The 25501-nt window shown below is 36.6% G+C and carries 26 protein-coding genes; 1 reads left to right on the forward strand and 25 read right to left on the reverse strand.

Translation table 11 applies throughout. From position 1 onward, the window contains the following. Positions 1-19 precede the first annotated feature (19 nt). The 15 genes from M0M57_RS02595 to M0M57_RS02665 all read right to left on the reverse strand — a co-directional run bounded on the left by M0M57_RS02595 (position 20) and on the right by M0M57_RS02665 (position 15234). The gene (locus M0M57_RS02595; RefSeq protein WP_248435105.1) at positions 20-1084 is read right to left on the reverse strand and encodes a branched-chain amino acid aminotransferase; all 1065 of its coding nucleotides are present in this window, start codon (positions 1082-1084) and stop codon (positions 20-22) included. Between the two features lie 42 nt (positions 1085-1126). Beyond that, positions 1127-2410 (reverse strand): dihydrolipoamide acetyltransferase family protein, encoded by a 1284-nt coding sequence (locus tag M0M57_RS02600; protein ID WP_248435107.1) that lies wholly within the window; start codon positions 2408-2410, stop codon positions 1127-1129. Between the two features lie 51 nt (positions 2411-2461). Next, entirely contained in the window at positions 2462-3046 is a 585-nt protein-coding gene (locus tag M0M57_RS02605; protein WP_248435109.1) for an acyltransferase, read from the reverse strand. 92 nt (positions 3047-3138) lie between these two features. Further along, positions 3139-3891: an enoyl-CoA hydratase/isomerase family protein gene (locus M0M57_RS02610; RefSeq protein ID WP_248435110.1), complete on the reverse strand. Its 753-nt coding sequence runs from the start codon at positions 3889-3891 to the stop codon at positions 3139-3141. Between the two features lie 64 nt (positions 3892-3955). Then, a complete protein-coding gene (gene paaZ / locus M0M57_RS02615; RefSeq protein ID WP_248435112.1) occupies positions 3956-6451 on the reverse strand; it encodes a phenylacetic acid degradation bifunctional protein PaaZ in 2496 nt (831 codons plus the stop codon). A gap of 60 nt (positions 6452-6511) precedes the next feature. Next, positions 6512-7714, reverse strand: coding sequence for a 3-oxoadipyl-CoA thiolase (pcaF, locus tag M0M57_RS02620; RefSeq protein ID WP_248435114.1), 1203 nt, complete (start codon positions 7712-7714; stop codon positions 6512-6514). 202 nt (positions 7715-7916) lie between these two features. Further along, a complete protein-coding gene (locus M0M57_RS02625; protein WP_248435116.1) occupies positions 7917-8321 on the reverse strand; it encodes a PaaI family thioesterase in 405 nt (134 codons plus the stop codon). A gap of 183 nt (positions 8322-8504) precedes the next feature. After that, a complete protein-coding gene (locus tag M0M57_RS02630) occupies positions 8505-9665 on the reverse strand; it encodes a 3-hydroxyacyl-CoA dehydrogenase NAD-binding domain-containing protein (protein WP_248435118.1) in 1161 nt (386 codons plus the stop codon). Beyond that, positions 9655-10437, reverse strand: a complete 783-nt coding sequence (locus M0M57_RS02635; protein WP_248435120.1) for an enoyl-CoA hydratase-related protein — start codon at positions 10435-10437, stop codon at positions 9655-9657. Before M0M57_RS02635 ends, M0M57_RS02630 begins: the two co-directional genes overlap by 11 nt. 31 nt (positions 10438-10468) lie before the next feature. Continuing rightward, entirely contained in the window at positions 10469-10969 is a 501-nt protein-coding gene (paaD, locus tag M0M57_RS02640) for a 1,2-phenylacetyl-CoA epoxidase subunit PaaD (RefSeq protein WP_248435122.1), read from the reverse strand. A 51-nt stretch (positions 10970-11020) separates the two neighbouring features. Continuing rightward, positions 11021-11773, reverse strand: coding sequence for a 1,2-phenylacetyl-CoA epoxidase subunit PaaC (paaC, locus tag M0M57_RS02645; RefSeq protein ID WP_248435124.1), 753 nt, complete (start codon positions 11771-11773; stop codon positions 11021-11023). A 108-nt stretch (positions 11774-11881) separates the two neighbouring features. Continuing rightward, a complete protein-coding gene (gene paaB, locus M0M57_RS02650) occupies positions 11882-12163 on the reverse strand; it encodes a 1,2-phenylacetyl-CoA epoxidase subunit PaaB (protein WP_112086245.1) in 282 nt (93 codons plus the stop codon). Positions 12164-12235: 72 nt separating this feature from the next. After that, positions 12236-13192 (reverse strand): 1,2-phenylacetyl-CoA epoxidase subunit PaaA, encoded by a 957-nt coding sequence (gene paaA / locus M0M57_RS02655; RefSeq protein ID WP_248435126.1) that lies wholly within the window; start codon positions 13190-13192, stop codon positions 12236-12238. A gap of 267 nt (positions 13193-13459) precedes the next feature. Next, positions 13460-14533 (reverse strand): 1,2-phenylacetyl-CoA epoxidase subunit PaaE, encoded by a 1074-nt coding sequence (paaE, locus tag M0M57_RS02660; RefSeq protein ID WP_248435127.1) that lies wholly within the window; start codon positions 14531-14533, stop codon positions 13460-13462. Between the two features lie 131 nt (positions 14534-14664). After that, entirely contained in the window at positions 14665-15234 is a 570-nt protein-coding gene (locus M0M57_RS02665; RefSeq protein WP_248435129.1) for a TetR/AcrR family transcriptional regulator, read from the reverse strand. Positions 15235-15370: 136 nt separating this feature from the next. Here M0M57_RS02665 and M0M57_RS02670 point away from each other — a divergent pair, with 136 nt between their 5' ends. Beyond that, complete coding sequence (locus tag M0M57_RS02670; RefSeq protein ID WP_248435131.1) at positions 15371-15679, forward strand: rhodanese-like domain-containing protein; 309 nt, start codon at positions 15371-15373, stop codon at positions 15677-15679. Between the two features lie 2 nt (positions 15680-15681). Here M0M57_RS02670 and M0M57_RS02675 read toward each other — a convergent pair whose 3' ends face one another. The 10 genes from M0M57_RS02675 to alaS all read right to left on the reverse strand — a co-directional run bounded on the left by M0M57_RS02675 (position 15682) and on the right by alaS (position 25440). Further along, positions 15682-16374 (reverse strand): DUF4230 domain-containing protein, encoded by a 693-nt coding sequence (locus M0M57_RS02675; RefSeq protein ID WP_248435133.1) that lies wholly within the window; start codon positions 16372-16374, stop codon positions 15682-15684. Between the two features lie 29 nt (positions 16375-16403). Further along, complete coding sequence (locus tag M0M57_RS02680; protein ID WP_248435134.1) at positions 16404-17054, reverse strand: response regulator transcription factor; 651 nt, start codon at positions 17052-17054, stop codon at positions 16404-16406. A gap of 5 nt (positions 17055-17059) precedes the next feature. After that, a complete protein-coding gene (locus M0M57_RS02685) occupies positions 17060-17326 on the reverse strand; it encodes a hypothetical protein (protein ID WP_248435136.1) in 267 nt (88 codons plus the stop codon). Between the two features lie 74 nt (positions 17327-17400). Then, positions 17401-19299 carry a tetratricopeptide repeat-containing sensor histidine kinase gene (locus tag M0M57_RS02690; protein WP_248435138.1) on the reverse strand — a complete coding sequence of 633 codons (1899 nt, stop codon included), beginning with the start codon at positions 19297-19299 and terminating at the stop codon, positions 17401-17403. 85 nt (positions 19300-19384) lie between these two features. After that, positions 19385-19525 (reverse strand): hypothetical protein, encoded by a 141-nt coding sequence (locus M0M57_RS02695; RefSeq protein WP_248435140.1) that lies wholly within the window; start codon positions 19523-19525, stop codon positions 19385-19387. A gap of 85 nt (positions 19526-19610) precedes the next feature. Next, positions 19611-20588 carry a hypothetical protein gene (locus tag M0M57_RS02700; protein ID WP_248435142.1) on the reverse strand — a complete coding sequence of 326 codons (978 nt, stop codon included), beginning with the start codon at positions 20586-20588 and terminating at the stop codon, positions 19611-19613. A gap of 88 nt (positions 20589-20676) precedes the next feature. Next, complete coding sequence (locus tag M0M57_RS02705) at positions 20677-21207, reverse strand: DUF6252 family protein (protein WP_248435144.1); 531 nt, start codon at positions 21205-21207, stop codon at positions 20677-20679. 156 nt (positions 21208-21363) lie between these two features. Further along, entirely contained in the window at positions 21364-22314 is a 951-nt protein-coding gene (locus M0M57_RS02710) for a GSCFA domain-containing protein (protein WP_248435146.1), read from the reverse strand. 35 nt (positions 22315-22349) lie between these two features. After that, complete coding sequence (locus M0M57_RS02715; RefSeq protein ID WP_248435148.1) at positions 22350-22784, reverse strand: lipocalin family protein; 435 nt, start codon at positions 22782-22784, stop codon at positions 22350-22352. Positions 22785-22803: 19 nt separating this feature from the next. After that, positions 22804-25440 (reverse strand): alanine--tRNA ligase, encoded by a 2637-nt coding sequence (gene alaS, locus M0M57_RS02720; RefSeq protein ID WP_248435150.1) that lies wholly within the window; start codon positions 25438-25440, stop codon positions 22804-22806. Positions 25441-25501 lie beyond the last annotated feature (61 nt).

The raw sequence follows: 25501 nt of genomic DNA on the forward strand, positions 1-25501 counted from the left end.
CCTGAAAGGTTTAGGTTTATTACTTCGCTTCAACAATCCAACCGAATTGGTCTTCTTCTTTTTGAAGTTTTATAGCGTTTAGTGTATCATTTACCATAACCGAAACCGGATTATTTTCAGGGAATTTAATTGTAAAATCATTGTTGCCAATTTCTTCAATCATCGCAATTCCAACGGCTGTACCGGTTCCGAACGCTTCTTCTAAAGTTCCGTTTTTGGATGCTTCGATGATTTCGGAAATTTTGATTGGTTTTTCGATTACTTCAAAGCCTTTGGAACGCAACAAATCAATTACACTCATTCGAGTAATTCCTGATAAAATAGAACCACTCAAATCTGGGGTGATAAATTTACCGTCAATTTTAAAGAAGATATTCATGGTTCCAACTTCTTGGATGTACTCAAAATCGTGAGCATCTAGCCACAATACTTGATCATATGATTTTGCTTTGGCGTATTCTGTGGGACGAATAGCGGCTGCATAATTTCCGGCTGCTTTGGCTTCTCCTGTTCCACCATTCACGGCACGAACGTATTTCTTCTCGGCATATAATTTAATTTTTCTGCTGAAAAATGGTCCGGCTGGAGAGGCAATCACCATAAATTTAAAACTGGTTGCGGCACGCATTCCGATGAATGCTTCGTCGGCATACATAAACGGCCGTAAGTACAAAGCACTTCCTTCTTTGGTTGGAATCCATTGTTTTTCCAAAGCGGTGAATTGTTTCAAAGCTTCTACAAATAGTTCCTCCGGAAAAGAAGGCATTCCCATTCGGTTGGCACTGAAATTTAAACGTTTTGCATTTTCATAAGGACGGAATAATAAAGGCGTTCCTTCTTTTCCCAACGTGGCTTTCATTCCTTCAAAAATCGCTTGACCATAGTGCAAAGCCATAGCGGCTGGGTGAGTTGGAATGAGTTGTAACGGTTCAATTCGCGGATTTTTCCACTCGCCGTCTTGATAATCGCAAACAAACATATGATCTGTGAATTTTTTTCCCATCACGATGTTGTTTAAATCAACTTCTCCGACTGTTGAATGTGCTGCTTTTTTTACTTTAATTTCTGTCATTACTTCTTGCATTGGGTTTATGTTTGCTCTCAATTCTTTTACAGAATAGAGAAATTATATTTTTATATTCGTACTAAATTGTTCCAAATTATCCCCCACTCTTTTTAAGAATGATCCTCCTAAAAATCCATCCACTACTCTATGATCAAAGGATAAGGATAAAAACATCATACTTCTGATGGCGATTTCGTCTCCTTTTTCTGTTGTAATAACTTCAGGTCTTTTTTTGATGATCCCCAAGGCTAAAATGGCGACTTCCGGTTGATTGATGATAGGTGTTCCCATTAGGCTTCCAAACGTTCCAACGTTGGAAATAGTGAATGTACTTCCTTGAATATCTTCGGGTTTAAGTTTATTATTTCGAGCATTTTGTGCTAACTGATTTACTTCCTTAGCAATTGAAACGATATCTTTTTCATTCGCTTTTTTGACTACTGAAACAATTAAATTTCCGGTTGGTAAAGCTGTTGCCATTCCGATATTGATGTCTTTATGTACAATGATTTTATCTTCATCGACTGACACATTAATTAATGGAAAATCTTGAATCGCTTTTGCCACCGCATCAATAAATATGGGTGTAAATGTTAGTTTTTCGCCGTATTTCTGCTGAAATTTATCTTTATTTTCATTTCGCCAATTCACCAAATTTGTCACATCAGCTTCCAAATAAGAGGTTACGTGTGGCGAAGTTTGCTTGGAATAAACCATATGATCGGCAATCATTTTCCGCATACGATCCATTTCCACAATTCGGTCTTTTCCTTCTATAAAATTGATTTTAGGTTTAGGAAAGGTTGTCGGTTGTCGGTTCTCTGATATCGGTTTTGACTGTAGCGGGTATTTTCTGTTTTTTAAATAGTTGAAAACATCACTTTTTTGAATTCTTCCATCCAAACCTGAGCCGGGAATACTTTGAACTTCTTCTACGGAAAGATTTTCTTTCTGAGCAATACTGATGATTAAAGGAGAAAGAAAAGCATCTGGATTGGTTCTTACTTGTTTAAATTCAATATTAGAGGGTTTGGTTACTTCTGGTTGAGATTCAACATTAGCAGTAATAATTTCTTGGCTCTTGCTTCTTGGCTCTTGCTTCCCATTGGAATCAATCAACGCCAAAACAGTTCCAACTTCTACGACAACATCTTTTTGAAAACGAATTTCGGTGATTGTTCCCGAAACTGGTGATGGTACTTCGCTGTCCACTTTATCGGTGGCGACTTCCAGCAAGGTTTCTTCCGCTTCGATATAATCACCAACGTTTTTTGTCCAATTAATGATGGTGGCTTCTGATATGCTTTCGCCCATTTTGGGCATTTTGAATTCAATTATTGGCATATTGGCATTTTTATATGTACAGACGTTGCAGTGCAACGTCTCTACGAATTTTTATTTTTTAAAAATATCGTATATTTTTTCCTGCGTTGGACGATTCTCCGGTATTTCACGCAATGGCTCAACTTCTTTCAATGATTCGTAACATTCTGACGGCAATTGTTGATACAATGCTGTTCCTTTGGTTTTCCAATCAATCATTTCATCGGAAACATCTTTGATGATGACTGCCGGATTTCCAACAACCATTTTGCGATTTGGAATTTGCATTCCTGCTTTTACAAATGCTAATGCTCCGACGATACATTCGTCTCCCACATTGGCATCATCCATAATGACCGCATTCATTCCTACCAAACAATTTCTACCAATATTGGCTCCGTGAATGATGGCTCCGTGACCTATATGTGCTCCTTCTTTCAAAATCATTGACTTACCCGGAAACATATGAATGGTACAATTTTCCTGGACATTGCAACCATCTTCAATAATGATTTCACCCCAATCGCCACGAATTGCTGCTCCAGGACCGACATAGACATTTTTTCCAATAATCACATTACCCGTGACTGCTGCTTGCGGATGGATAAAACTGCTTTCGTGTATGACGGGGATGAACCCTTTGAATTCGTAGATCATTTTTTTATTTTTAGAAGAAAGAGGCAAAAAAAAAGAAGAAAGACCTATTTAATCCTCAAAACTCTTTTCTCTTGTTTCTTTTCTCTGCTTTCTTATTTAAACTTCTTCAACGTTTCTTTTGTGAAATCTGATAACACCAAACGTCCGCTGATGGCGGCTCTTTCGGCTAATAGATTATCCCAATCGTCGGTGCCTCGCCAGAAAATATTTTTCATTTCCAACATTGCTTCCGGATTATAGGTGCAAAGGTGTTCTGCAAATTTTTGAACGGCTTCGTCTAATTCTTCGATGGTTTCAAAAACGGAAGCATACAAACCTTTCTCTCTCGCCCAATTGGCATCGTAAAAGGTGTTGGCATCGATGGCGATTTGTGACATCGCTGAAACACCCATTTTACGTTCAATTGCCGGAGAAACCACAAAAGGTCCAATTCCGACATTGAGTTCACTTAATTTTATTGAAGCGAATTTTGTAGCCATACAATAATCGGTTGCGGAAGCGATTCCGACTCCGCCACCTACTGTTTTTCCTTGAATTCTTCCGATGATAAATTTCGGACATTTTCGCATAGCGTTGATGACATTGGCAAATCCGGAGAAGAATATTTTTCCGGTTTCGGCATCGTTGATTGCGATTAGTTCTTTAAAACTGGCTCCGGCACAAAAAGTTCGGTCGCCGCCACTTTTGAGGATGATGACTCTTACTTCGTCGTTGTTTCCGGCTTCTGTGATGGTGTTGGCTAAATCTTTTAATACATCACTTGGTAATGAGTTTTGTTCGGGATGAAAAAACTCGATGGTGGCAATGTTATTTTGTATGTTGTATTTTACGTAAGGTTCTTTCATTATCTATATTTTTAACCGCAAAGTCCGCGAAGATTTACGCAAAGACCGCAAAGTTTATTCTCAATTATAAAATATTAAATTGTTCAAAATGATGGTTCAAATGTTTTCTTTCCAGTAAATAGGATTCGTATTTATTTAAATTTCCGAAAACCATATTTTTCTGAACGGCTTCAGGATTTTCTTTGAAAAATGTTTTGTAGGCTTCTCTGGCTTCGATGAATTTTTGTTTGGCGGTGGCAAAATCGGGGTGGATTAAGTCTTCCAATTCTCCTTTTTTCATTGTTGGAAAAGCGGTTCCTTTTGGGAATTTATCGTAATTGTACAATGAATTGTGCACTTTATCCAAAATCTTTTCGGGCGTTGCAATTTCGAAATCTTGAATTTCACCCGACATAATTCTGTAACCGTGTTCCAAATGTTCCAAAAGGTGTTGCGGCGTTAAAATTCCCCATTGCGGTTTGGTGTCTTCGGTTAATTTATTCAGGCATTCTGCAATTTTTTCATCGGTCATTTCAACAAAAACTTCTTGCTTTTTCTGCACCATTGTTAAAATCGTAGCGATGGCAACCAATTCGTTTTCGGCATCAAAAACCTCCACAAACCATTTTACAATTCCGCTAGGATGTCCGGCTGAAGCGACATCGCGTTCAATTTTCTGTTTACACGTTAGGCGAACATAAATGGTATCGTTGTGGTAAATTGGTCGTAAAAATCGGCATTCTTCGAGCCCGTAATTGGCAGCAACCGGTCCTTTGTTTGGATAAACGAATAATCCGGCGGCGGCGGCTAAAATGAAATAACCGTGAGCGGTTCGTTTTTCAAAAATGCTTCCGTCTAACGAAGTGATATCGGTGTGAGCATAAAAATGATCCCACGTTAAATTGGCAAAATTGATGATGTCGGTATCGGTGACTGTGCGTTTATGTGTTTTGAGCGACATTCCGGGTTGAATATCTTCCCAATGGTATTGAAACGGGTGTTGCGAAATTTCTTTGTAAGCCGAATTCGGTTGATAAATTCCGGTGATTTCCGTTAATGTGGTTGGCGAACCTTGAATGGCACAACGTTGCATATAATGTTTGATTCCACGAACGCCACCCATCTCTTCTCCGCCTCCGGCACGACCGGGTCCGCCGTGAACTAACAAGGGTAATGGCGAACCGTGACCGGTGCTTTGTTTAGCGTTTTCACGATTTAGGACTAATATTCTTCCGTGGTGAGAAGCGGCATTAACCACATATTCTTTGGCAATTTCGTCTGAATTGGTTACGATGGATGACACTAACGAACCTTTACCCATTTGGGCTAATTCGATTGCTTCTTCCAACGTTTTGTAGGGCATTATGGTTGAAACAGGTCCGAATGCTTCTGTTTCGTGAACCGATAAATTTTGAAAAGGTTTGTCTTCTCTCAAGACAATCGGACTCACAAAAGCACCTTTTTCATTGGCACCGATGATGTTTATTTTATCGAAATCTCCGTAAACTATTGAAGCCGTTTGTGCTAATTCATTTACTCTGTTTTTCAATACATCGGCTTGGGCTTTGCTTACTAAAGCTCCCATTCGAACTTCTTTCAATCTCGGGTCGCCGATGGTTACTTTATCTAATGATTTTGCGAGAGCGATTTGAACGTCATCTATTAATTTTTCGGGGACAATCATTCGACGGATTGCGGTACATTTTTGTCCGCATTTCACGGTAATTTCGCTTCTGGCTTGGTTGATGAATAAGTCAAATTCGGGTGTTCCGGGAATTGCATCTTCGCCTAAGATAGAGGCATTTAAAGAATCTGCTTCCATAGTAAACGGAACAGATTCTTGAATAATTCTCGGATGAGCTTTTAATAATCTACCTGTTGCGGCTGAACCTGTGAAGGTAATTACGTCCTGACTTTCAACTGTATCGAATATATTTTTTGTTGTTCCGCTGATGAGTTGTAAAGCTCCTTCGGGAAGTATGTTTGAGGCGATGATTTCTTGTACGACTGCTTCGGTCAAATAAGCGGTTACCGGTGCTGGTAAAACTACTGCCGGCATTCCGGCCATCCAATTGACGGCACATTTTTCTAACATTCCCCAAATCGGGAAATTGAAAGCATTAATGTGAATAGCAACTCCTTTTTTTGGCACTAAAATGTGATGAGCCATAAATCTACCACCTTTGGACAAGTCGATTGGATCTCCTTCTACGTGATAGGGTTGGTTGGGAAATAATTTTCGTAAGGATGCGTTGGCAAATAAATTTCCGAAACCTCCTTCGATATCAATCCACGAATCTACTCGGGTTGCTCCGGTGCGGTAACTGATTTCGTAGAATTGTTCTTTGCGTTTGGTTAAATACATCGCCAAACTTTTAATCATATTTCCACGCTCTTGAAAGGTCATTTTGCGGAGTTTTTCTCCACCTTTAGTTCTTCCGTAATGCAAAATGGCAGGAATATCTAATCCTTCTACTGTTGTGGAAGCGATAAATTCTCCTGTAACGGCATCGAATGAAGGAATTCCTTCGCCGGTTCCGGTGGTCCATTTTCCGAGTATGTAATGTTGTGTTTTGTTCATAATTTATCTTTTTAACCGCAAAGCACGCAAAGAATTTTCGCTAGGTTCGCTAAGTTTTTTTTAAGCTCGTTCTATAATAGCTGCGTAGCCTTGTCCGACGCCAATGCACATTGTAATCAAGGCATATCTTTTTCCGGTTAGTTGCAATTCTAAAGCGGCGGAATAGGCAATTCTAGCTCCGGTTACGCCTAGCGGATGGCCTATAGCTATTGAACCACCATTTGGATTTAATCGAGGGTCGTTGTCGGCAATTCCCCAAGCTCTGGTGCAAGCTAATACTTGTGCGGCAAAGGCTTCATTTAGTTCGATAATATCCATATCGGCTAAAGTTAAACCAGCCTTTTCTAATGCTTTGTTTGTGGCTTCAACCGGACCTATTCCCATGATTCTAGGCTCTACTCCTACCACTGCTGAACTGACTATTCGAGCTAATGGTTTTAGATTGTATTTTTTTACAGCTTCTTCGGATGCGATGATGGTTGCGGCTGCTCCGTCATTTAATCCTGATGCATTTCCGGCAGTCACGCTTCCTTCTTTTCTGAAAGCGGGACGAAGTTTTGACAATCCCTCTAACGTTGAATTAGGTTTTACAAACTCATCTTTTGAAAATAGGATTGGATCGCCTTTTCGTTGTGGAATTTCAACAGCAACAATTTCTTTGGCTAAACGACCGGATTGTTGAGCTGCTACAGCTTTCATTTGACTGTTGTAGGCAAATGCATCTTGATCTTCTCTTGAAATGTTATATTTTTCAACTAGGTTTTCTGCGGTTTCTCCCATAGCATCCGTTCCATATTGTTGATGCATTTTAGGATTGATGAAACGCCATCCAAAACTGGAATCGTACATTTTACTATCCGTTCCAAAAGCGGCTGATGGTTTGGAGACAACTAATGGTCCGCGAGTCATATTTTCGATTCCGCCTGCAATAAAAATGTGACCGTCTCCTGCTTTTATCGCTCTGTTGGCGTGAATTATAGCTGATAATCCGGAACTGCACAAACGGTTTACGGTTTCACCCGGTACTGAATGTGGTAATCCGGCTAATAATAGCGACATTCTGGCTACATTTCGGTTATCTTCACCTGCTTGGTTTGCACAACCCATGATGACATCGTCGTAAGCTTCCTTTGGAATGTTTGGATTTTTTTCTACCACAGTTTTGATGACCAAAGCTCCTAAATCGTCCGGGCGAACGGCTGATAAGGTTCCTTGATAACTTCCGATTGGAGTGCGGACTCCGTCTATGATGTATGCTTCCATATTGTTGTCGGTTGTCGGTTGTCGGTTGTCAGTTTTTTGCTGACTGGTGAAAACTGACTTTTGTTTTATAATTTACTCTTTTATGGTTGGCTCTTTAGCCCCGATTGCAGTGAAAATCCTCGCCCTTTTGGCGAGATTGCAACGGAAAGCGGGAACACGGTTTACTGAAAAAGCCCGAGCCACTCGCTTCTAATTATTTATTTTATTCCCACTCTTTTTCACTTCGGAATACGGTTCCTTTGAAAAGTGCGACTGTTTTTTCTTCCTTTTTTATTTCGATGGTATAAAACCCAAATTTATTTTTTAGAGCATTTTCTGTGGCGATGGCAATGATTTTATCACCTTCTTTCAATGCTTCAATGTGATTGATCGACGTGTCGATGCTCACCGATTGACGACCGTGAGAATTGGCTGCAAAAGCTAAAGCACTATCTGCCAATGAATACGTGATTCCGCCGTGAGCGATGCCAAAACCATTGGTCATTTCCTTACGGATGGTCATTGATAAGACACATTTACCTTCGGAAACTTCTTCTACGGCGATGCCAAGCCATTGACTGAAGGCATCGTTTTGAAACATTATATTTATGATTTCGGTTGGTTTCATTTTTCCTCACCCCGACCCTCTCCAAAGGAGACCGGGTGTTATTATTTTGGGTTTATATTCTTTTTCCTCTCCCCGACCCTCTCCAAAGGAGAGGGAGACGAGGTGTGACTTGTTGTGTTAATATTTTTTTCCTCTCCCCGACCCTCTCCAAAGGAGAGGGAGACGAGGCGTGACTATTTTGGGTTAATAAAATCTTGCATTTTCTTTGTTCATTTTTCTTAAAATCGGACTGCAACGGTAGCGGTCTTCGTGGTATTCTTGATAGAGTTCATCCATTTTATCGACACACCAATTGATTCCTTTTTCGTCTGCCCACGCGAGTAATCCTTTTGGGTAATTAACTCCTTTGGTCATCGCATTATCAATGTCTTTGGCGGAAGCGATGTTTAAAAAGAAAGCTTCGGCCGCTTCGTTGATGAGCATCACTAAAATTCTGTCAACGATGTATTGTCCTAATTTGTTGTCTTCGGTTGGTTTTGGTAATTCTGAATTATAATTATAGAAACCTCTTCCTGATTTTCTGCCAAAAAAACCGGCTTCTGAAAGTCGTTTTTGTGTGAAAGAAGGTTTGTATCTTGGGTCGAAATAAAAAGCGGTGAAAACAGTTTCTGTTACGGTGTAATTGACATCGTTTCCGATGAAATCCATTAATTCAAATGGTCCCATTCGGAATCCGCCGATGGTTTTCATTGCCCAGTCGATGGTGGCGAAATCAGCTTTTCCTTCTTCATAAATTCGGAGTGCTTCGCTATAAAAAGGTCGAGCCACACGATTGACAATAAATCCGGGTGTGTCTTTTGCAATGGCAACGACTTTTTTCCAATCGGTGATCGTTTGAACAGTTTGTTCTACTACTTCTTGACTGGTTTGAATGGCCGGAATGACTTCAACCAATTGCATAAGCGGAGCCGGGTTGAAAAAATGAATTCCGATTACACGATCCGGTTTTTGACAAGATGCGGCGATGGAAGCGATTGATAATGAGGATGTATTGGATGCTAAAATAGTTTCGGGTGAAACATAATTTTCTAATTCTGAAAATAGTTTTCGTTTGATGTCTAAATTTTCAACAATGGCTTCGATGACTAAATCGGAATGCGATAATTCGGCAAATGTGGTTGCGTACGAAATATTATTGATGATTCTGCTTTTTTCAGTTTCATCAATTTTTGACTTTTCAACTAATTTGGACAAGGTGTTTTCAAGGTTGATTTTACTCTTTTCTAACACCGTGTGATTGGTGTCATAGAGAGATACTTCGCAACCGGCTGTAGCAACTACTTGTGCGATACCGCTACCCATAGTTCCTGAACCGATAACTGCTATTTTCAAATTAGTTTCCATTAAATTGCGGTTTTCTTTTTTCAACAAAAGCGGTTACGCCTTCTTTGTAATCGTTGGATGAACTCGCTTCAATTTGCAAATCTGATTCTGATGCTAATTGCTGTTCTAAATTATTTGTCATTGACTGATTTAATAATCTTTTGGTTAAACCGATGGCTTTGGTTGGCATTTCAGCTAATGTTTCGGCTATTTTTGTTACTTCTTCTAAAAATGATTCAGGAGAAATTACTTTGTAAACCATTCCTAATTTCTCTGCTTCAACGGCGGAAACTTTGTCGCCTAACATCATTAAAGCTGATGCTTTTTGAAATCCGATTAATCGTGGTAGGAAAAATGTTCCTGCACTATCAGGGATTAATCCGATTTTGCTGAACGCTTGAATGAATGATGCATTTTCAGAAGCTAAAACAATATCACAAGCTAAAGCAATATTTGCTCCGGCTCCGGCAGCAACGCCATTAACCGCAGCAACAATTGGTTTTTCAATCGTTCTGATTTTTTGAATAATTGGATTGTAATGTTCTTCCAGAATTTTTCTGAAACCGGGATTTAAGTCCGGATCTGTGACTTCTTTTAAATCTTGTCCGGCACAAAAGGCTTTCCCGTTTCCGGTAATGACGATGGCTCGAACGGAATTATCAGTTGAACAATCCGCTAATATTTTTTGTAAAGACAATGCCATCTCACGGTTGAAACTATTGAATACTTCTGGCCTATTCAATGAGATGAAGGCTACTTTGTTGTTTATTTTTAATTCGATTGAATTGGTCATATTTTTATTTTACCTCACCCCTTCGAGCGATTTACTTTAAACATTTAAAATAATCAAAAGGTTCTAAACAGTTTTCGCATTGAAAAAATGCTTTACAGGCTGTTGAACCGAATTGACTGACTAATTTTGTGTTGAATGAACCACATTGTGGACATTTTACTAATTTTTTATTTCCTAATAATGCTTCTTTGTCTGCTGTTTCATTTAATGGCGAAGCGATTCCGTATTTTTCTAAAGCCTGTCTTCCTTTTGGAGTAATCCAATCGGTTGTCCAAGCCGGAGAAAGTACAAGTTCTACTTTGGCTTCTAATCCTTTTTCTTGAAAGGCTTTGATGATGTCATCACCTATCACATCCATCGCCGGACAACCGCTGTAGGTTGGTGTAATTTGAACGTTGACGATTCCACCTTGTAATTTAGCAGAACGCACCACACCCATTTCCATTATCGATAGAACCGGAATTTCCGGATCGGAAACTGTTTCGAGGATTTCGAAAAGTTTTTGGTCGATATGTTGGATCTGTTCTGTCATTTTTTTAACCGCAAAGTACACAAAGGTTTTTCGCTAAGGTCGCTAAGTTTTTTACCAAGTCATATTTGGATACGTGCGTTGCATATATTGTAATTCGGTTAGAATATAACCCATATGTTCACTGTGTATTCCATTTTTTCCTCCTTTTTGGAAATATTCAATGGTTGGTGTTTGTAATGTTGATTCTTCTAAAATAGTGCTTACTTTTTTATGAAAAGCATCTTTTAACTGACTTACATCGACTCCAATTCCTTCTGAAACCATTGCTTTTTCAGCATCGGTTTGAAGAAATAGTTCATCTGTAAAAACCCATAAATCATTGAGGGCAGTTTGGATTCGGTTGTGACTTTCTTCTGTTCCGTCGCCTAATCTTCTAATCCAATCGGATGAAAATCGGGTGTGATAGGAAACTTCTTTAATGCTTTTTTTAGCTATTGCCGATAATGTTGCGTCTGAACTATTCTGCAATTCTTGCAGCAACAATAAATGATACACATCAAATAAAAATTGTCGTCCGATGGAATAGGCAAAATCACGATTGGGTTGTTCTACCAAAAGGACGTTTTTGTAATCTCGTTCTTTTCGAAGAAAAGCGATTGTGTCTTCCGTTTCATCGTTACCAATTAGTTTGGCGGCATATTGATAGTAACTTCGCACTTGACCGAATAAATCAAGGGAAATGTTGGTCATTGCAATGTCGGTTTCTAAACTTGGGCCGTGACCGCATAGTTCACCTAGACGTTGACCTAAAATCAATGAGTTGTCGGCTATGCTGAAAATATATTGAACTAAATTGTTATTCATATTTCTTATTTTGACACGAATTTCACGAATTCACACGAATTCAAAAAATACGTAAATTTCACAAACTACCTAAACCTACAAGATTTTGGAAACCTTGCAGATTGGATATTACATATGTTTTAATTCGTCGGGAAGTTCGTAAAAAGTTGGATGACGATAAGCTTTGTCTTTTGCGGGTTCAAAAAGCTCTGCACTGTCTTCCGGATTGGAAGCGGTGATTTGTGCTGAGGGTACAACCCAAATGCTTACGCCTTCCATTCTGCGTGTGTACACATCGCGAGCATTTTCGAGTGCCATTGTTGCATCACTTGCGTGAAGGCTTCCGCAATGACGGTGCTCTAATCCGTTTTTACTTCGTATAAATACTTCCCAAAGAGGCCAGTTTTTCATAGTGTTTCGGTTGTCGGTTGTCGGTTGTCGGTTGTCGGTTTAAAACAGATAACGGATAATAGACAACGGAGTTTATATTGCTTGTTTTACTACTTTACTTTCTTGTTTTTCGGCGTAAGCCATAGCGGCATCGCGAACCCATTTTCCGTTTTCCCAGGCGTTTTTTCGGGCGGCGATTCGTTCTTTGTTGCAAGGTCCGTGACCTTTTACCACTTGCCAGAATTCATCCCAATCGAGTTCGCCGAATTCGTAATGTTTGGTTTCTTCGTTGAATTTTAAGGTTGGATCGGGAATGGTTAAACCAATCATATCGGCTTGTGGAACGGTTTGATCTACAAATTGCTGACGTAGTTCGTCATTCGTTTTGCGTTTTAACTTCCATTTCATCGATTGCTCGGTGTGAACGGAAGCATCGTCGGTTGGCCCTAACATCATTAGCGATGGAAACCACCAGCGATTAAGTGCATCTTGAGCCATTTCTTTTTGTTCCGGTGTTCCGTTTGCCAACGTCATCATAATTTGAAAACCTTGTCGTTGATGGAAACTTTCTTCTTTACACACTCGCACCATCGCACGGGCGTATGGTCCGAAAGAAGTTGTGGTTAATGGCACTTGATTGATGATTGCCGCACCATCTACCAACCAACCAATGGCACCCATATCGGCCCAAGTTAAGCTGGGATAATTGAAAATACTTGAATATTTTGCTTTTCCGGAATGGAGTTGTTCGTATAATTCTTCGCGAGAAATTCCGAGTGTTTCGCAAGCGGAATACAAGTATAAACCGTGTCCGGCTTCGTCTTGAATTTTGGCTAATAAAGCTACTTTTCTTTTAAGCGAAGGTGCTCTGGTTATCCAATTTCCTTCGGGCAACATACCGACAATTTCGGAGTGTGCGTGTTGTGAAATTTGACGAATGTGTGTTTGACGGTATTTTTCGGGCATCCAATCTTTGGGCTCGATTTTTTCGTCGCGGGCAATTTTTGCGTCAAAGATTGCTTCTAGGTTTTTTACTTCGTGTTCTGACATAATTTTTAGTTTTCAGTCGCGGTTTCAGTGGACAGTCGCAGTTTACAGAAACGTTGAATTGTTAAACATTTTATTTTTTTTCCTCCCCCAGCCCCTCCGAAGGAGGGGGAGACGAGACGTTATTTGATGGTCTTTAAATCTATAGGTCACTTTTTATGGTTTCCTTTTTAGCCCCGATTGAAGCAAGTAGCTCCGCCTTGGCGGACTACTGCGGAAAGCGGGAATATGGTTTACTGAAAAAGCCCGAGCTATTCGCTTCTAAAATTTTTAAACGCCAAAATCGATGACGACCTTTTTGGAAGTGGGAACGGCTTGGCAACTGAGGACCAATCCTTTATCGACTTCGTTTTGATCGAGTGCGTAATTGACCTTCATTTCGACAGTTCCTTCGATGACTTTGCATTTGCAGGTGCTGCAAACGCCACCTTTGCAGGCAAACGGTAAATCGGCACCGGCTGCTAGGGCTCCGTCGAGAATGTTGTCGAAATCATCGTCCATATCAAAGTGGAATTCTTTTCCGCCATCGATGATGGTGACTTCAGTTCCTTCAACTTTTTTCTCTATAATTTTATTGATTCGCTGTTTATCTTCTTCGGTTATTCCGCTGGTAAACAGTTCGAAATGTATTTTTTCTTTGGGCAAACCGGCTTCGACCAACTCGTCTTTTAGCAAATGAATCATATCTTCGGGACCGCAAATGAAACATTCGTCGATGGACGGAATATGAATGATTTTGTTAGTAATGATTTTCATTTTTTCTGAAGAAAATCGGCCGTTGAATAGTTCTGCCGGACGGTGTTCTTTGGTTAAAAAATGGAAAATTTCGAATCGGTTGAAATAGGTGTTTTTTAATTGCTCGATTTCTTCTTTAAACACGATGGATTTTACGGTTCGGTTTAAATAAAAAAGTTTGAACGTGGCGTTGGGTTCGAGTGCCAAATGTGTTTTGATGATGGACAAAATGGGCGTGATGCCGCTTCCTGCCGCAAAAGCAATGTAATTTTTGGTTTGGGTTGGATTGATTTGGGTGAAAAATGTTCCGCTGGGCGACATCACATCCAAACTATCTCCTTTTTTTAATTTTTCGTTGACATAGCTTGAGAACAAACCGTGATTGATTTTTTTGACGGCAACTCTCCATTTTTTTTCAGTTGGACTGGAACATAATGAATAGGAACGACGCACATCTTGACCGTCAATCAAGGCTCGCAACGTTAAATGTTGGCCTTGTGTGAATTGAAAATCGGTTTGTAATTCTTGTGGAATATCTAACGTGATGACGGAACAATCTTTTGTTTCCTTGTAGATATCGGCCACTTTTATGCTGTGAAATTTTGCCATAAATCGTAAAAATTAAAACTAACAATTGTTAGTTTACTATGCAAATTTAATGATTATTTTTTAAAGTTACGAAAACGTTTGAAAAAAAGATAATGATTTGAAAATGATTAACAAAGTTAACGGTAAATGACTTACACGATGCCGTTGAGCAGGACTTGCGACATATTTTTGCGTAGGGTTGCTTCGTTAAGATTTTTGGATTTGTTATACCAAAGGTAAAGCGTGCGAAGCGTTGAAAGTGTTGAAAAAATGATTACTTCCGGATTAATGTTTTGAATTTCTTTGTCTTGAATTCCTTTTTTGATGATTTGGCGAAAATTTTGTTCGTATTCTTCCCGCATTTTGATGAAATAATGTAATTCGTTGTCGGTTAGATGCATCCAATCGTTATTTAGGCAAGCTAATGCATCGGAATTTCGCAACGTAATATCAATGTGTAATTGAATTACTTTTTCGATTTTTTGGATGGAAGTAATGTCGGCAGACACAATTTCGTTCATCACATTGGTGAATTCTTCGGCGATTTCGATGACGATTAAAACCAGAATTTCTTGTTTGGATTTGATGTGATTATATAAGCTTGCCGCTTTGATATTCATCGCTTGAGCAATGTCTCGCATCGTCACGGCACTGTATCCTTTTTCTTTGAAAAGTTGTGCAGAAACGGAAATGATTTCGGTTTTTCGGTCGGTAATCTTCATAGAATTTCAAATATAAAGATTTTTTTGGATTGGGTAACTTTTGTTACGGAATGGTTTTGAGATTGTTGTTATTTTTGTGGTATAAATGCGAAAGAACACAGATTTAAGAAATTTGTAAATTAAAAAAATAGAAAATATGGGATTATTGAGTATGTTGGGTTTGGGTGGAAAACAGGAAAGTGTGGGCGACTTTATAGAAAAAGGAGCTATAATTATTGATGTGAGATCTGTAGGCGAATTTCAGCAGGGAAATATTAAGGGTTCAAAAAATATTCCGTTGAACACGATTTCTACAAAGATTGAAGAAATTAAAAAACTGAATAAACCGGTAATTGTTTGTTGCCAAAGTGGAATGCGAAGTTCTCAAGCGAATTCGATTTTAAAAAACAATGGCATTGAATCGATGAATGGTGGCGGTTGGCAAAGTTTGGAACGAAAACTATAAAATTAGGTTTTAATTTTTTTGGATAAACCGGTTTGTGTCAAAACGGTTTCGCCATTGTATTCCAACGTCCAACCCATTGTGTTGGTTAGAATTAATATTTTGGAAAGTTCGCTGATTAATCGGTTTTCGGCATTGGTTTTAAGTTTTGATTTTTCCATTTTTTTGGCGATTTCAGCTTTTACTTTTTTATTAATTTTATTGTAATCGGCAGTGCCAAAAGGGTTAAATGTGCTTTCGTCGATGCTGTAAAAATGAATATCGGGATTAATTTTCATTTCGGCTTCGGGAATGTTTGTGATGGAAATAGTTTTGGTGGTTTCATTAATATCGTATTTAATTTTGCTTAAATCATACGAAACTGTCACTTCTGCATTCACAACCATTAAGGCTTTCTTTTCAAAAGAAATCATATCCATGAAATATTTCTTTTGGTCTTTGTATGTCATTACTTGTGAATACGTTCCTTCGGTAACAACTAATTTTGATACATTTCGCAGTTGTTTTTCGATTAAAGCTGAATTGTATTCGATGGTAGAAGAATCTTTTTCTCGAGTAAAATACTGATAACCGAGATAAAGCAAAACACCAATAATGATGATGTAAATCAATTTCCCTGATCGTCCAATCGCTTGAATAATCGGAACTAGTACATTTTTAAGTTGAGTTTCTGTGGATTGATTTCTTCGTGTAGCCATCGCATATAAATTTATACGAAGATAAAAATTTAAATCAACTTATTTGATTTGGCTTTTTGAATGGCTTCCAATTTATTGTGAACTTGAAGTTTCGTATAAATATTTTCGATGTGTTTTCGGACGGTTGAAGGCGAAAGTATCAAATTATCTGCAATTTGGTTGTAATTTAATCCTTTTGAAAGTTGTTCCAATACTTCAATTTCACGTGGAGAAAGTTTGATTTCTTCTTCTTCGGTTTTAGCATCAAAATCGATTGGATTTCGCAGTAATTTTAAGGTTTTTAAAGCAATTGACGGATTCATCGCCGCTCCGCCATTTAAGGTTTCAATGATTCCTTGGTGCAAATCGGTTGGATTGACTTCTTTGAGCAAATAGCCATCGGCTCCGGCTTTGATGGCGTTAAAAATATTTTCATCATTATCAAAAGCGGTCAGCATAATGACTTTTATTTGAGGATATTTTTGTTTGATGATGGCCGTAGCTTCGATTCCATTTAGAATTGGCATTTCGATATCCATCAACAAAACATCAAGGTTATGATTTTCGTCTAATTTGGTTAATAGTTCAGCTCCGTTTAAAGCAGAAAATTTGATTTGAATATCTTCGAAAAAAGATAATTTTTCCCGAATGGCTTTGATTAAAAAACTATTGTCATCAATTATGGCGAGTTTGATATTCATTTTTGTTATAAATTAGTTTTACTAAAAAGGTGTAAAAATTCCAGTTTCAATTGAATGGCGTTTAATTTTCGTTGCGTAGTTTCTTCCAATTCGGCTAAATTATTGATGGAATCATTCATTTTATCTTTTTTATGTTTTTCAGAAATCAATTGATCTTGAATGCAAAAAACACGAAATAAATGTTCTTTTTCGCTCGATTTATTTTGACGTTTATAATATAAAATCAAAAAGAGATTTATAAAAATAAAAAGGACAAAAAGTGAATGATTCATAACAATTTCATTTTTTGATTGAACTCAAATTTAGTAAAAAACAAAACTGAATACCATACGGCAATTGCCTTATTCTACGCAATTTCTTTTTTGATTAAAATGCTGGTTCCTTTATCTTTTTCGGAGATGATTTTTAAGTCGGCATTTAATTCTAATGCTCTCTTTTTCATATTATTTAAACCATTTCCGAGTTCTATTTCGGGTTCTGAAAAACCTATTCCGTTATCGTTAATCGAAAAAATCATTTTGTTATTTTCTTGTTTCAGTAGAATTTTAATTTGAGATGCGTTGGCATATTTTACAGCGTTATTCACCGCTTCTTGAATGATTCTATAAATATTCATTCCTTCGATAGATGAAAATTCGTGTGACGCATTGACGCTGTCATCAAATGAAAAATCGAAGGAAATTCCGTGCGTAGCCAACTGAGCATTATCAATAAAATTGGTGATTCTGATTTGTAAATCTTCTACAGAAATAGCATTTTTGTTCATTGCCCAAATGGTATCCCGCAACTCGGTAATCGTGTTTTTGGTGAAGCCGCTGATGTTATCAAATTTGGAGACTAATTTTTCTTTAGCAACATCAAAATACTTCAAATTATCAATGGAAGAAATGATAAATGTAAGTTGCGAACCAATATTATCGTGTAAATCTCTTGAAATCTGCAACCGTTGTTCTTGTAGCTTGTTTTGAGTTTCAATTTTAACTAGAGCTTCTTTGAGTTCGGATTCTTTGATAAGTTGATTGTTCTTAATTTTTTGTTGATTGTATAAAAGATAGCCCAACAATCCCAACACAAAAGCAAAACCCAACGAACCAAAAATGATTGTATTTTTTTGTTTAATTTTTAATTCATTTTCGGCTAATTCTGCTCTGTTTTGAGCAATTTCTGTGTCTTTTTTTGCAGTTTGGTATTTAACTTCTAATTCATGCAATGTTTTTAGATTTGAACTTTTCATAATACTATCACTCATTGTATAGTACTTCTTATTATAAAGATTTGCATTTTTAAAATCGTTAATTGTTTCGAAATAATAAGCATAATTCTGAATCGATTCTAATAAACTTTCGGCTACTTTTGACTTTTTGGAATAGGTATAAGAACTATCAATATAACTTTTAGCTAAAATTGGTTTTCCTTCTTCAAGCATTAATTGAGCAATATTATTATAACTTGTTGCAACACCGGAAAAATTTTGAATTAAACGTTCAATTTCTGCTGATTTTTTGTAATAGTATAAGGCAGAATCAGTTTTGCCTAAGTAATGGTAAACACCTCCAACATTATTAATTGATTCGGCAATTCCTTTTTTGTCTTTTAATTCTTCTTCTATTTTTAAAGAAAATTTGAAATAAAGTAATGATTTTTGTAAACTATCTTGATTTGCTAAAGCGATAGCAATATTATTATAAACTTCAGATAATCCTTTTTTATAGTTTAGTTTTTTATAAACTGACAATGCTTTGTTATGGTATGTTTTTGCTTTGTCATACATTTCTAAAGAACTATAAATCATTCCTATATTGTTATTTACAATACCTTGTTCTTTTAAATCATTTGTAGCTTCATAAATCTTTAATGCTTCCAAATAGTTTTTTAGACTCTCCTCATACAAGCCTAAAGAACGATTACATGCTCCAATATTATTAAAAGTAGAAGCTTTTACTGAATTGCCTTTAACCAAAGAAAGTGCTTCCTGAGAGAGTTGTTTTGATTTAACATATTCACCTTTGGCACGATAAACAATTGCTAAATTATTAATAGTATAGCCTAGCGACTCATCTAGTTTTTCTGATTTGGCAATTTTTTCAGCTTTGCCGAGTAGCTCCATTGCTTTGTTTGTGCTGGAAACATATAGCTCCATTGCTTTTATATTCAAACTATCAACTACTTTATGCTCTCTAACTTGAGCGACAAGTTGAATGCAAAATAAGCCGAAAAAAATAACTGCTATTCGTTTTTTTGTCATAATGTTTGAATTTTGAAACTATTCAAATTTAATCTTTTGTAGTTAAGCTAACAAAAAATGTTTGCATATTATTGATTTTAAGTAGTTAAACTACTTTAAAATCACAATTAAATTGAGCAGTAAAACTACAAATATCATAAAATAAAGCAGTAGCACGATTCGTAATGTCTTGATTGTTTTCATCTTTTTGAATGTTGGAATAGGACAAAATTCGGGTAATTAACATTGTGAAACAATACGACAAATGTCGTATAAAAAGAACTTCCCAATCGAGCAGATTACGATTGGGAAATTATAACTTGACATTACTCTTATTTTTTGCTCTTTGCATATTCTGCTAACTGAAAAGCATAAGCATCAAGTGTTTTTTTCATGGCATCTAGAAATAAATCTCTGTCAACTGTAACGGTATAAAGCATGAGTCCTTGTTGCTCTTTATAAGTTATTTCGCCACTCGGAGAACCTTTTTTTATTTCCTTTACATAATCATTTGCCGATTGATACTTTATTTTGCTTTTAGCAATGTAAGACATAGGATCAAAAGACAAAGCTCCCCAATTTGGCGATACTATATTCATAGGTAAATCATAAGTAAATAGGTTTGAAAAATGACTTACTTGTGCAACAGGGTCAAATGAGAAAGTATGCTTATACTCTTCTGAATCATAAAATTTCGAAACAAATTTTTTATCCCAGTTTACTAAAAATGGCTCTAACAAAACGGAAAGATTAACCATAATAGCATCGTTTTTCGACGCTAATTTAGTATGTGCTCCCATAGCCATTTTTGGATATTTAAAAATAGGTTTTTTTCCCGCTGCAAATGTTACAGCAGCACCCCATTCCTGACCTGCTGCCATTTGACTAAAAAATTCACCTGCATTTACACTAGTCTCTTTTGTGAGTAACTTTTTATATTCATCTTGATTTTCGACTGTTGATGGATCAATAATTGTATAGCCTATCTTTGAAAAATGGTTTTCTAAAGTCGATTTAAAATAATCAGCTAACTCTTGAACGTCATCAGACGTAATTCCGTCAATAATGGATGCAAAACGGTCAATATGGTCTCTACTGTTTTTATTAAGTGAACCCTTACGTTGGTATTCCATTGTTTTTAACGTCACATTTGCACCAATAAAACAAATTTTGTTAGACTTTCCAAAAGGATTTTTACTATCCATTTGAATATAATTTTTAGAAAAGTCTTTGGTTGCGAATTCTTGTCCTTTTACTATTAAAGAGAACACCAAACAGATTATGATACTTACTACTACTTTCATATACATCTAAAATTAATTATAATTTAAAAGAGAATTAAAACTTCCCAAACAAAGCAGATTTCGATTGGGAAGTATAAAAAACCACTAAAAAAATTTATTCAAATTCTACATTAAAAGAACCTTCTGTTACTTCTTTCATACTTCCATCATCCGTGTTTTTTGCCGAATAACTAAAAGTGCCTTTGATGTGCGTATCGGTAATTTCAGAAATTTTTATTTCACCCACTTTGTCGCCACCTTCATAAGGAGCAGACCAAATTTTTGATTCAAAAGCAGTTGGGTTAGAGATATCAACTGTAATTTCAGTGTAACTTGCATTTGCTTGTCCTAAACCTAAAGTTCCTCCAATATCATAGGTTCCTACACCGTCAAAAGTTGTAATATTAAAAACAAACGCTTTGCTAGAAGTACCTCCTGTATTTCCTTGAATTGAAAGCATAGATCCTACTTGATAAGCAAACGTTGTCATTTCCATACTTGTTACCCAAGACCCATCAACTTTTGCAGTAATTGTTCCTGCCGCTGCACTACCTCCACCTCCGCCATCATCATCACTACTACAAGACGTTAAAAAAATAGAAGTTGTTACTAAAAAGCACGCACAGATAAATTTAATTGTTTTCATAATTATTGTATTTAATTGGTTAAATAATTCGAAACAAAATTGCTGTTTTTGAGGAAGGAGTACAATAAGGCAAATGCCGTATTTTGAAAATAGGTCATTAAATTGAGAAGGGAAATTATATTTAAAAACAGCTAAAAGTAAAGGAAGTTCAGAAAATTAACTCAGATTTAAAAAAGGATATTTCTCTTGAAGTTGTTCGATTCGTTCATGCAATTTTTGTACAAAAAGCTGGTGTTGTTCTGTGTTTGGATTAAAAGGACGATGCGTTAATCCTTTTTGAATGCTTTCAATTTCGGTCATGATTGGAAAAACATGGTACGAAATATGTGATTCTACAAAATGCTTCCAAATGTAATCCACTGCCGTTTGATTTGGATGCAACATATCTTCGGAATAGAAACGATAATCTCGTAAATCATCCATCATCATTTCATAGCTTAGGAAATAGCTGGAAGATGGAAACCGAGAGATGGAAGAATGTAGTGCCGAAATTAAATGCGATTTACTTAATTGATTTTCTACAAAACCGTCTTTTAAATGGCGAACGGGTGAAACGGTGAAAATGAAATTAATTTCGGGATTGAATTCTGTTATTTTAGTTTGGATATTATTTAAAGAAGATACAATTTCATCAACGGATAACAATTCTTTCGTAAAATTGCTTTGTGGAATTTTATGACAATTGGCCACTCTTTTTTGAGTGTGCGAAAAACGATAAGTCCACGCAGTTCCTAACGTGATAATCAGATGCGTACAAGCTTGAAGTTGTCCGTTTAAATAAGTTAAAATGCCATTTAAATTGATTAGCATATCGTCTTTGTCGGCATTATTCAACTCAGAATGTACTTCAAAACAATGCCACAATTCATTTTCAAAAAACAAATCGGCTTCGGTAAATAATCGCATTTCTACAGCACGTAACAATACATTTTCAATGGCATCCGGCTGGAAAAGTATCCCAAACGGATTGTTATAATATTGAAATTTATACTGCTCTAATTTGGTGCTAATATTTTCTGAAAAACACGAACCCAGGGTAACCACTTTCGAATAATAATCGATGGGATGGTTGCTTTTTGGAATGTTGATTGGGGTTCGGAAATTCATACTAAAACTGAAATACTATTGAGCTTTATAATAATTTAGTTTCTTGTAAAAGTTGATCTATACACAATTATCCCTTCAGGATCATTAACCGTCTGTTTCAATATCAACTCATCATTAGTTAAACTTTCAACAATATAAGTGTATTCATAAAGCATTGGATCAAATGGAGAGCTAGATATAGTTAATATACTACCATTTAAAATCCATGCAGCTGATTCAACCTCGTTTAACTCACAACTTGTATTGTGACCATTAAAAGTAAGTTCTCCGTTTGTAAAAAACTCTTGAAAATCTCTGCTTGTTTCACAATCATGATTATAATTTTGGAATTCTCCACCATTAGAAGTTCCGCCTTTTATATACCATTTTCCTAATATAGTTGGTTCAGAAATTGCTGATCCTTCGTCATCACTGGTATTGCAAGAAATTGTTAATCCTGCAAAAACTAAAAATAATATAAATTTTTTCATTTCTGTAATTCGTAATTTTTTATTTAATAAAATCAATTGCCTTCTCCAAAGCCTCTTTAATTCCATCCACATTTTTACCACCAGCTGTTGCAAAAAATGGTTGTCCACCACCGCCGCCTTGGATATATTTTCCTAATTCACGAACGACTTGTCCGGCATTTAAATTATGTGTAGCAACCAATTCTTTTGAAATATAACACGTTAACATCGGTTTATTATCCTCGGCTGTAGCCAAAACTAAAAACAAATTATTGCCTAAATTTCCTAATTCATACGCCAAATCTTTTGCTCCTTCCGGATTCAAATCGACTTGTTTGGCTAAGAATTTTATGCCGTTAATTTCTCGTAGTTCTGATGCTAATTCGCCTTTTAAGTTTTTTGCCTTTTCACGTAATAATTGCTCAATTTGTTTTTTCAATTTGGCATTATCATCTTGTAAGGAAACGACTGATTTTAAAATATCTTGCGGATTTTTTAATGTTTCTTTTAGTTCTGCTAATGTGTTTTCTTGATTTTTGTAAAAGTCTTTCACTGCATCACCTGTAATCGCTTCGATTCTACGAATTCCCGCCGCCACAGCACCTTCTGAAATAATTTTGAAATGCCAAATGTCTGCTGTGTTTTTCACGTGAATTCCTCCACATAATTCTTTACTGTCACCAAATTCAATCATACGAACGGAATCGCCATATTTTTCGCCAAACAAAGCCATTGCACCTTGTTCCATTGCTTGCTGAATCGGAATATTTCGGTGTTCAACTAGTTGCAATTGCTCTTCAATTCGTTGGTTTACGAAATCTTCTACTTGTTTAATTTCTTCATCAGAAACTTTCGAAAAATGCGAAAAGTCAAAACGCAAATAATTCGGATTCACCAACGAACCTTTTTGCTCCACGTGCGTTCCTAAAATGGTTCGCAAAGCCAAATGCATTAAATGTGTTGCCGAATGATTTTTGGAAGTAGATGTGCGTAAATCAGTATTCACTTTCGCCACAAAACTACCTGATAGATTTTCAGGAAGTTGTTTTGCAAAATGTAAAATCAAATTATTTTCTTTTTTGGTATCGATAATTTCAATGGATTCATTGGCTGAAATTAAAGTTCCTTTATCGCCAACTTGTCCACCACCTTCCGGATAAAAAGGAGTTGCATCTAAAACAATTTGATATAAAATTCCGTCTTTTTTTGAATCTACTTTACGAATTCGAGTGATTTTTACTTCATTTTCTGTTTGATCATAACCAACAAATGTTTCTACATTTCCGGGAATTAAAACAGACCAATCTTCGGTTGAAACTTCAGAAGCGGCACGTGAACGCGTTTTTTGCTTTTGTAACTCGTTTTCAAATTCAGTTTCGTTGAACGAAAATCCTTTTTCTTTTAAAATTAAAGCCGTCAAATCTTTAGGAAAACCAAATGTATCATACAATTCAAATACTTTTGCTCCGGAAACTTCATTTCCTTTTGTCTCTGAAACTACATTTTCCAACAATTGTAAACCTTGATCCAAAGTTCTCAAAAAAGAAGCTTCTTCTTCCCGAATCACATTAGTAACCAAATTTTGTTGCGATTTAATTTCAGGGAAAAATTCGCCCATTTGATTCGCCAAAACTTCAACTAATTTATTGATGAAAGGCTCTTTTGTATTTAAAAAAGTAAATCCATAACGAATCGCACGACGTAAAATTCTACGAATTACATAACCGGCTCCGGTGTTGGAAGGTAATTGTCCATCTGCAATAGCAAAAGCTACTGCTCTGATATGATCAACCACAACTCGAATAGCAATGTTGATTTTATTTTGTTCTTCGCTTATATTTTTAACCTCGTTCGAAGTATATTTTAATCCAGTAATTTGTTCAACTTTTTCAATCAATGGCGTAAAAACATCGGTATCATAATTGGATGTTTTCCCTTGCAAAGCCATACACAAACGTTCAAATCCCATTCCGGTATCCACGTGTTGAGCGGGTAATTTTTCTAAGGAACCATCGGCTTTACGATTGAATTCCATAAAAACATTGTTCCAAATTTCCACTACTTGTGGATGGTCGTTATTCACCAAACTTTTTCCGGAAACGTTTGCTTTTTCCTCTTCAGAACGCAAATCAACGTGAATTTCAGAACAAGGTCCGCACGGTCCCTGATCGCCCATTTCCCAAAAATTATCTTTTTTATTTCCTAAAATAATTCGGTCTTCATCTATCAGTTCCTTCCAAATATCCCATGCTTCTTGGTCAAAAGGCACATTTTCTTCGGGATTTCCTTCAAAAACTGAAACATATAAATTTTCTTTCGGAATTTTATAGACTTCCGTCAGCAATTCCCAAGCCCAATTGATAGCATCTTTCTTAAAATAATCACCAAATGACCAGTTTCCCAGCATTTCAAACATGGTGTGATGATAGGTGTCAAACCCAACATCTTCCAAATCATTGTGTTTTCCGGAAACACGCAAACATTTTTGCGTATCAGCAATCCGCTTGCTTTTGGGTTCAGCATTTCCTAAAAAATATTCTTTAAACTGAGCCATTCCCGAGTTGTTAAACATCAAGGTTGGGTCATCTTTTAGAACAATAGGTGCCGAAGGAACGATTAAATGTCCTTTACTTTCAAAAAATTGGAGAAACTGGTTGCGGATATCTTGTGATTTCATTGTAAAAAAATGTTCAGTGTTTATTTTCAAATGGTTAGACAATAATTACTGTAAAAAACGG

Source organism: Flavobacterium azooxidireducens, assembly GCF_023195775.1.
GTDB classification, from domain to species: Bacteria; Bacteroidota; Bacteroidia; order Flavobacteriales; family Flavobacteriaceae; genus Flavobacterium; species Flavobacterium azooxidireducens.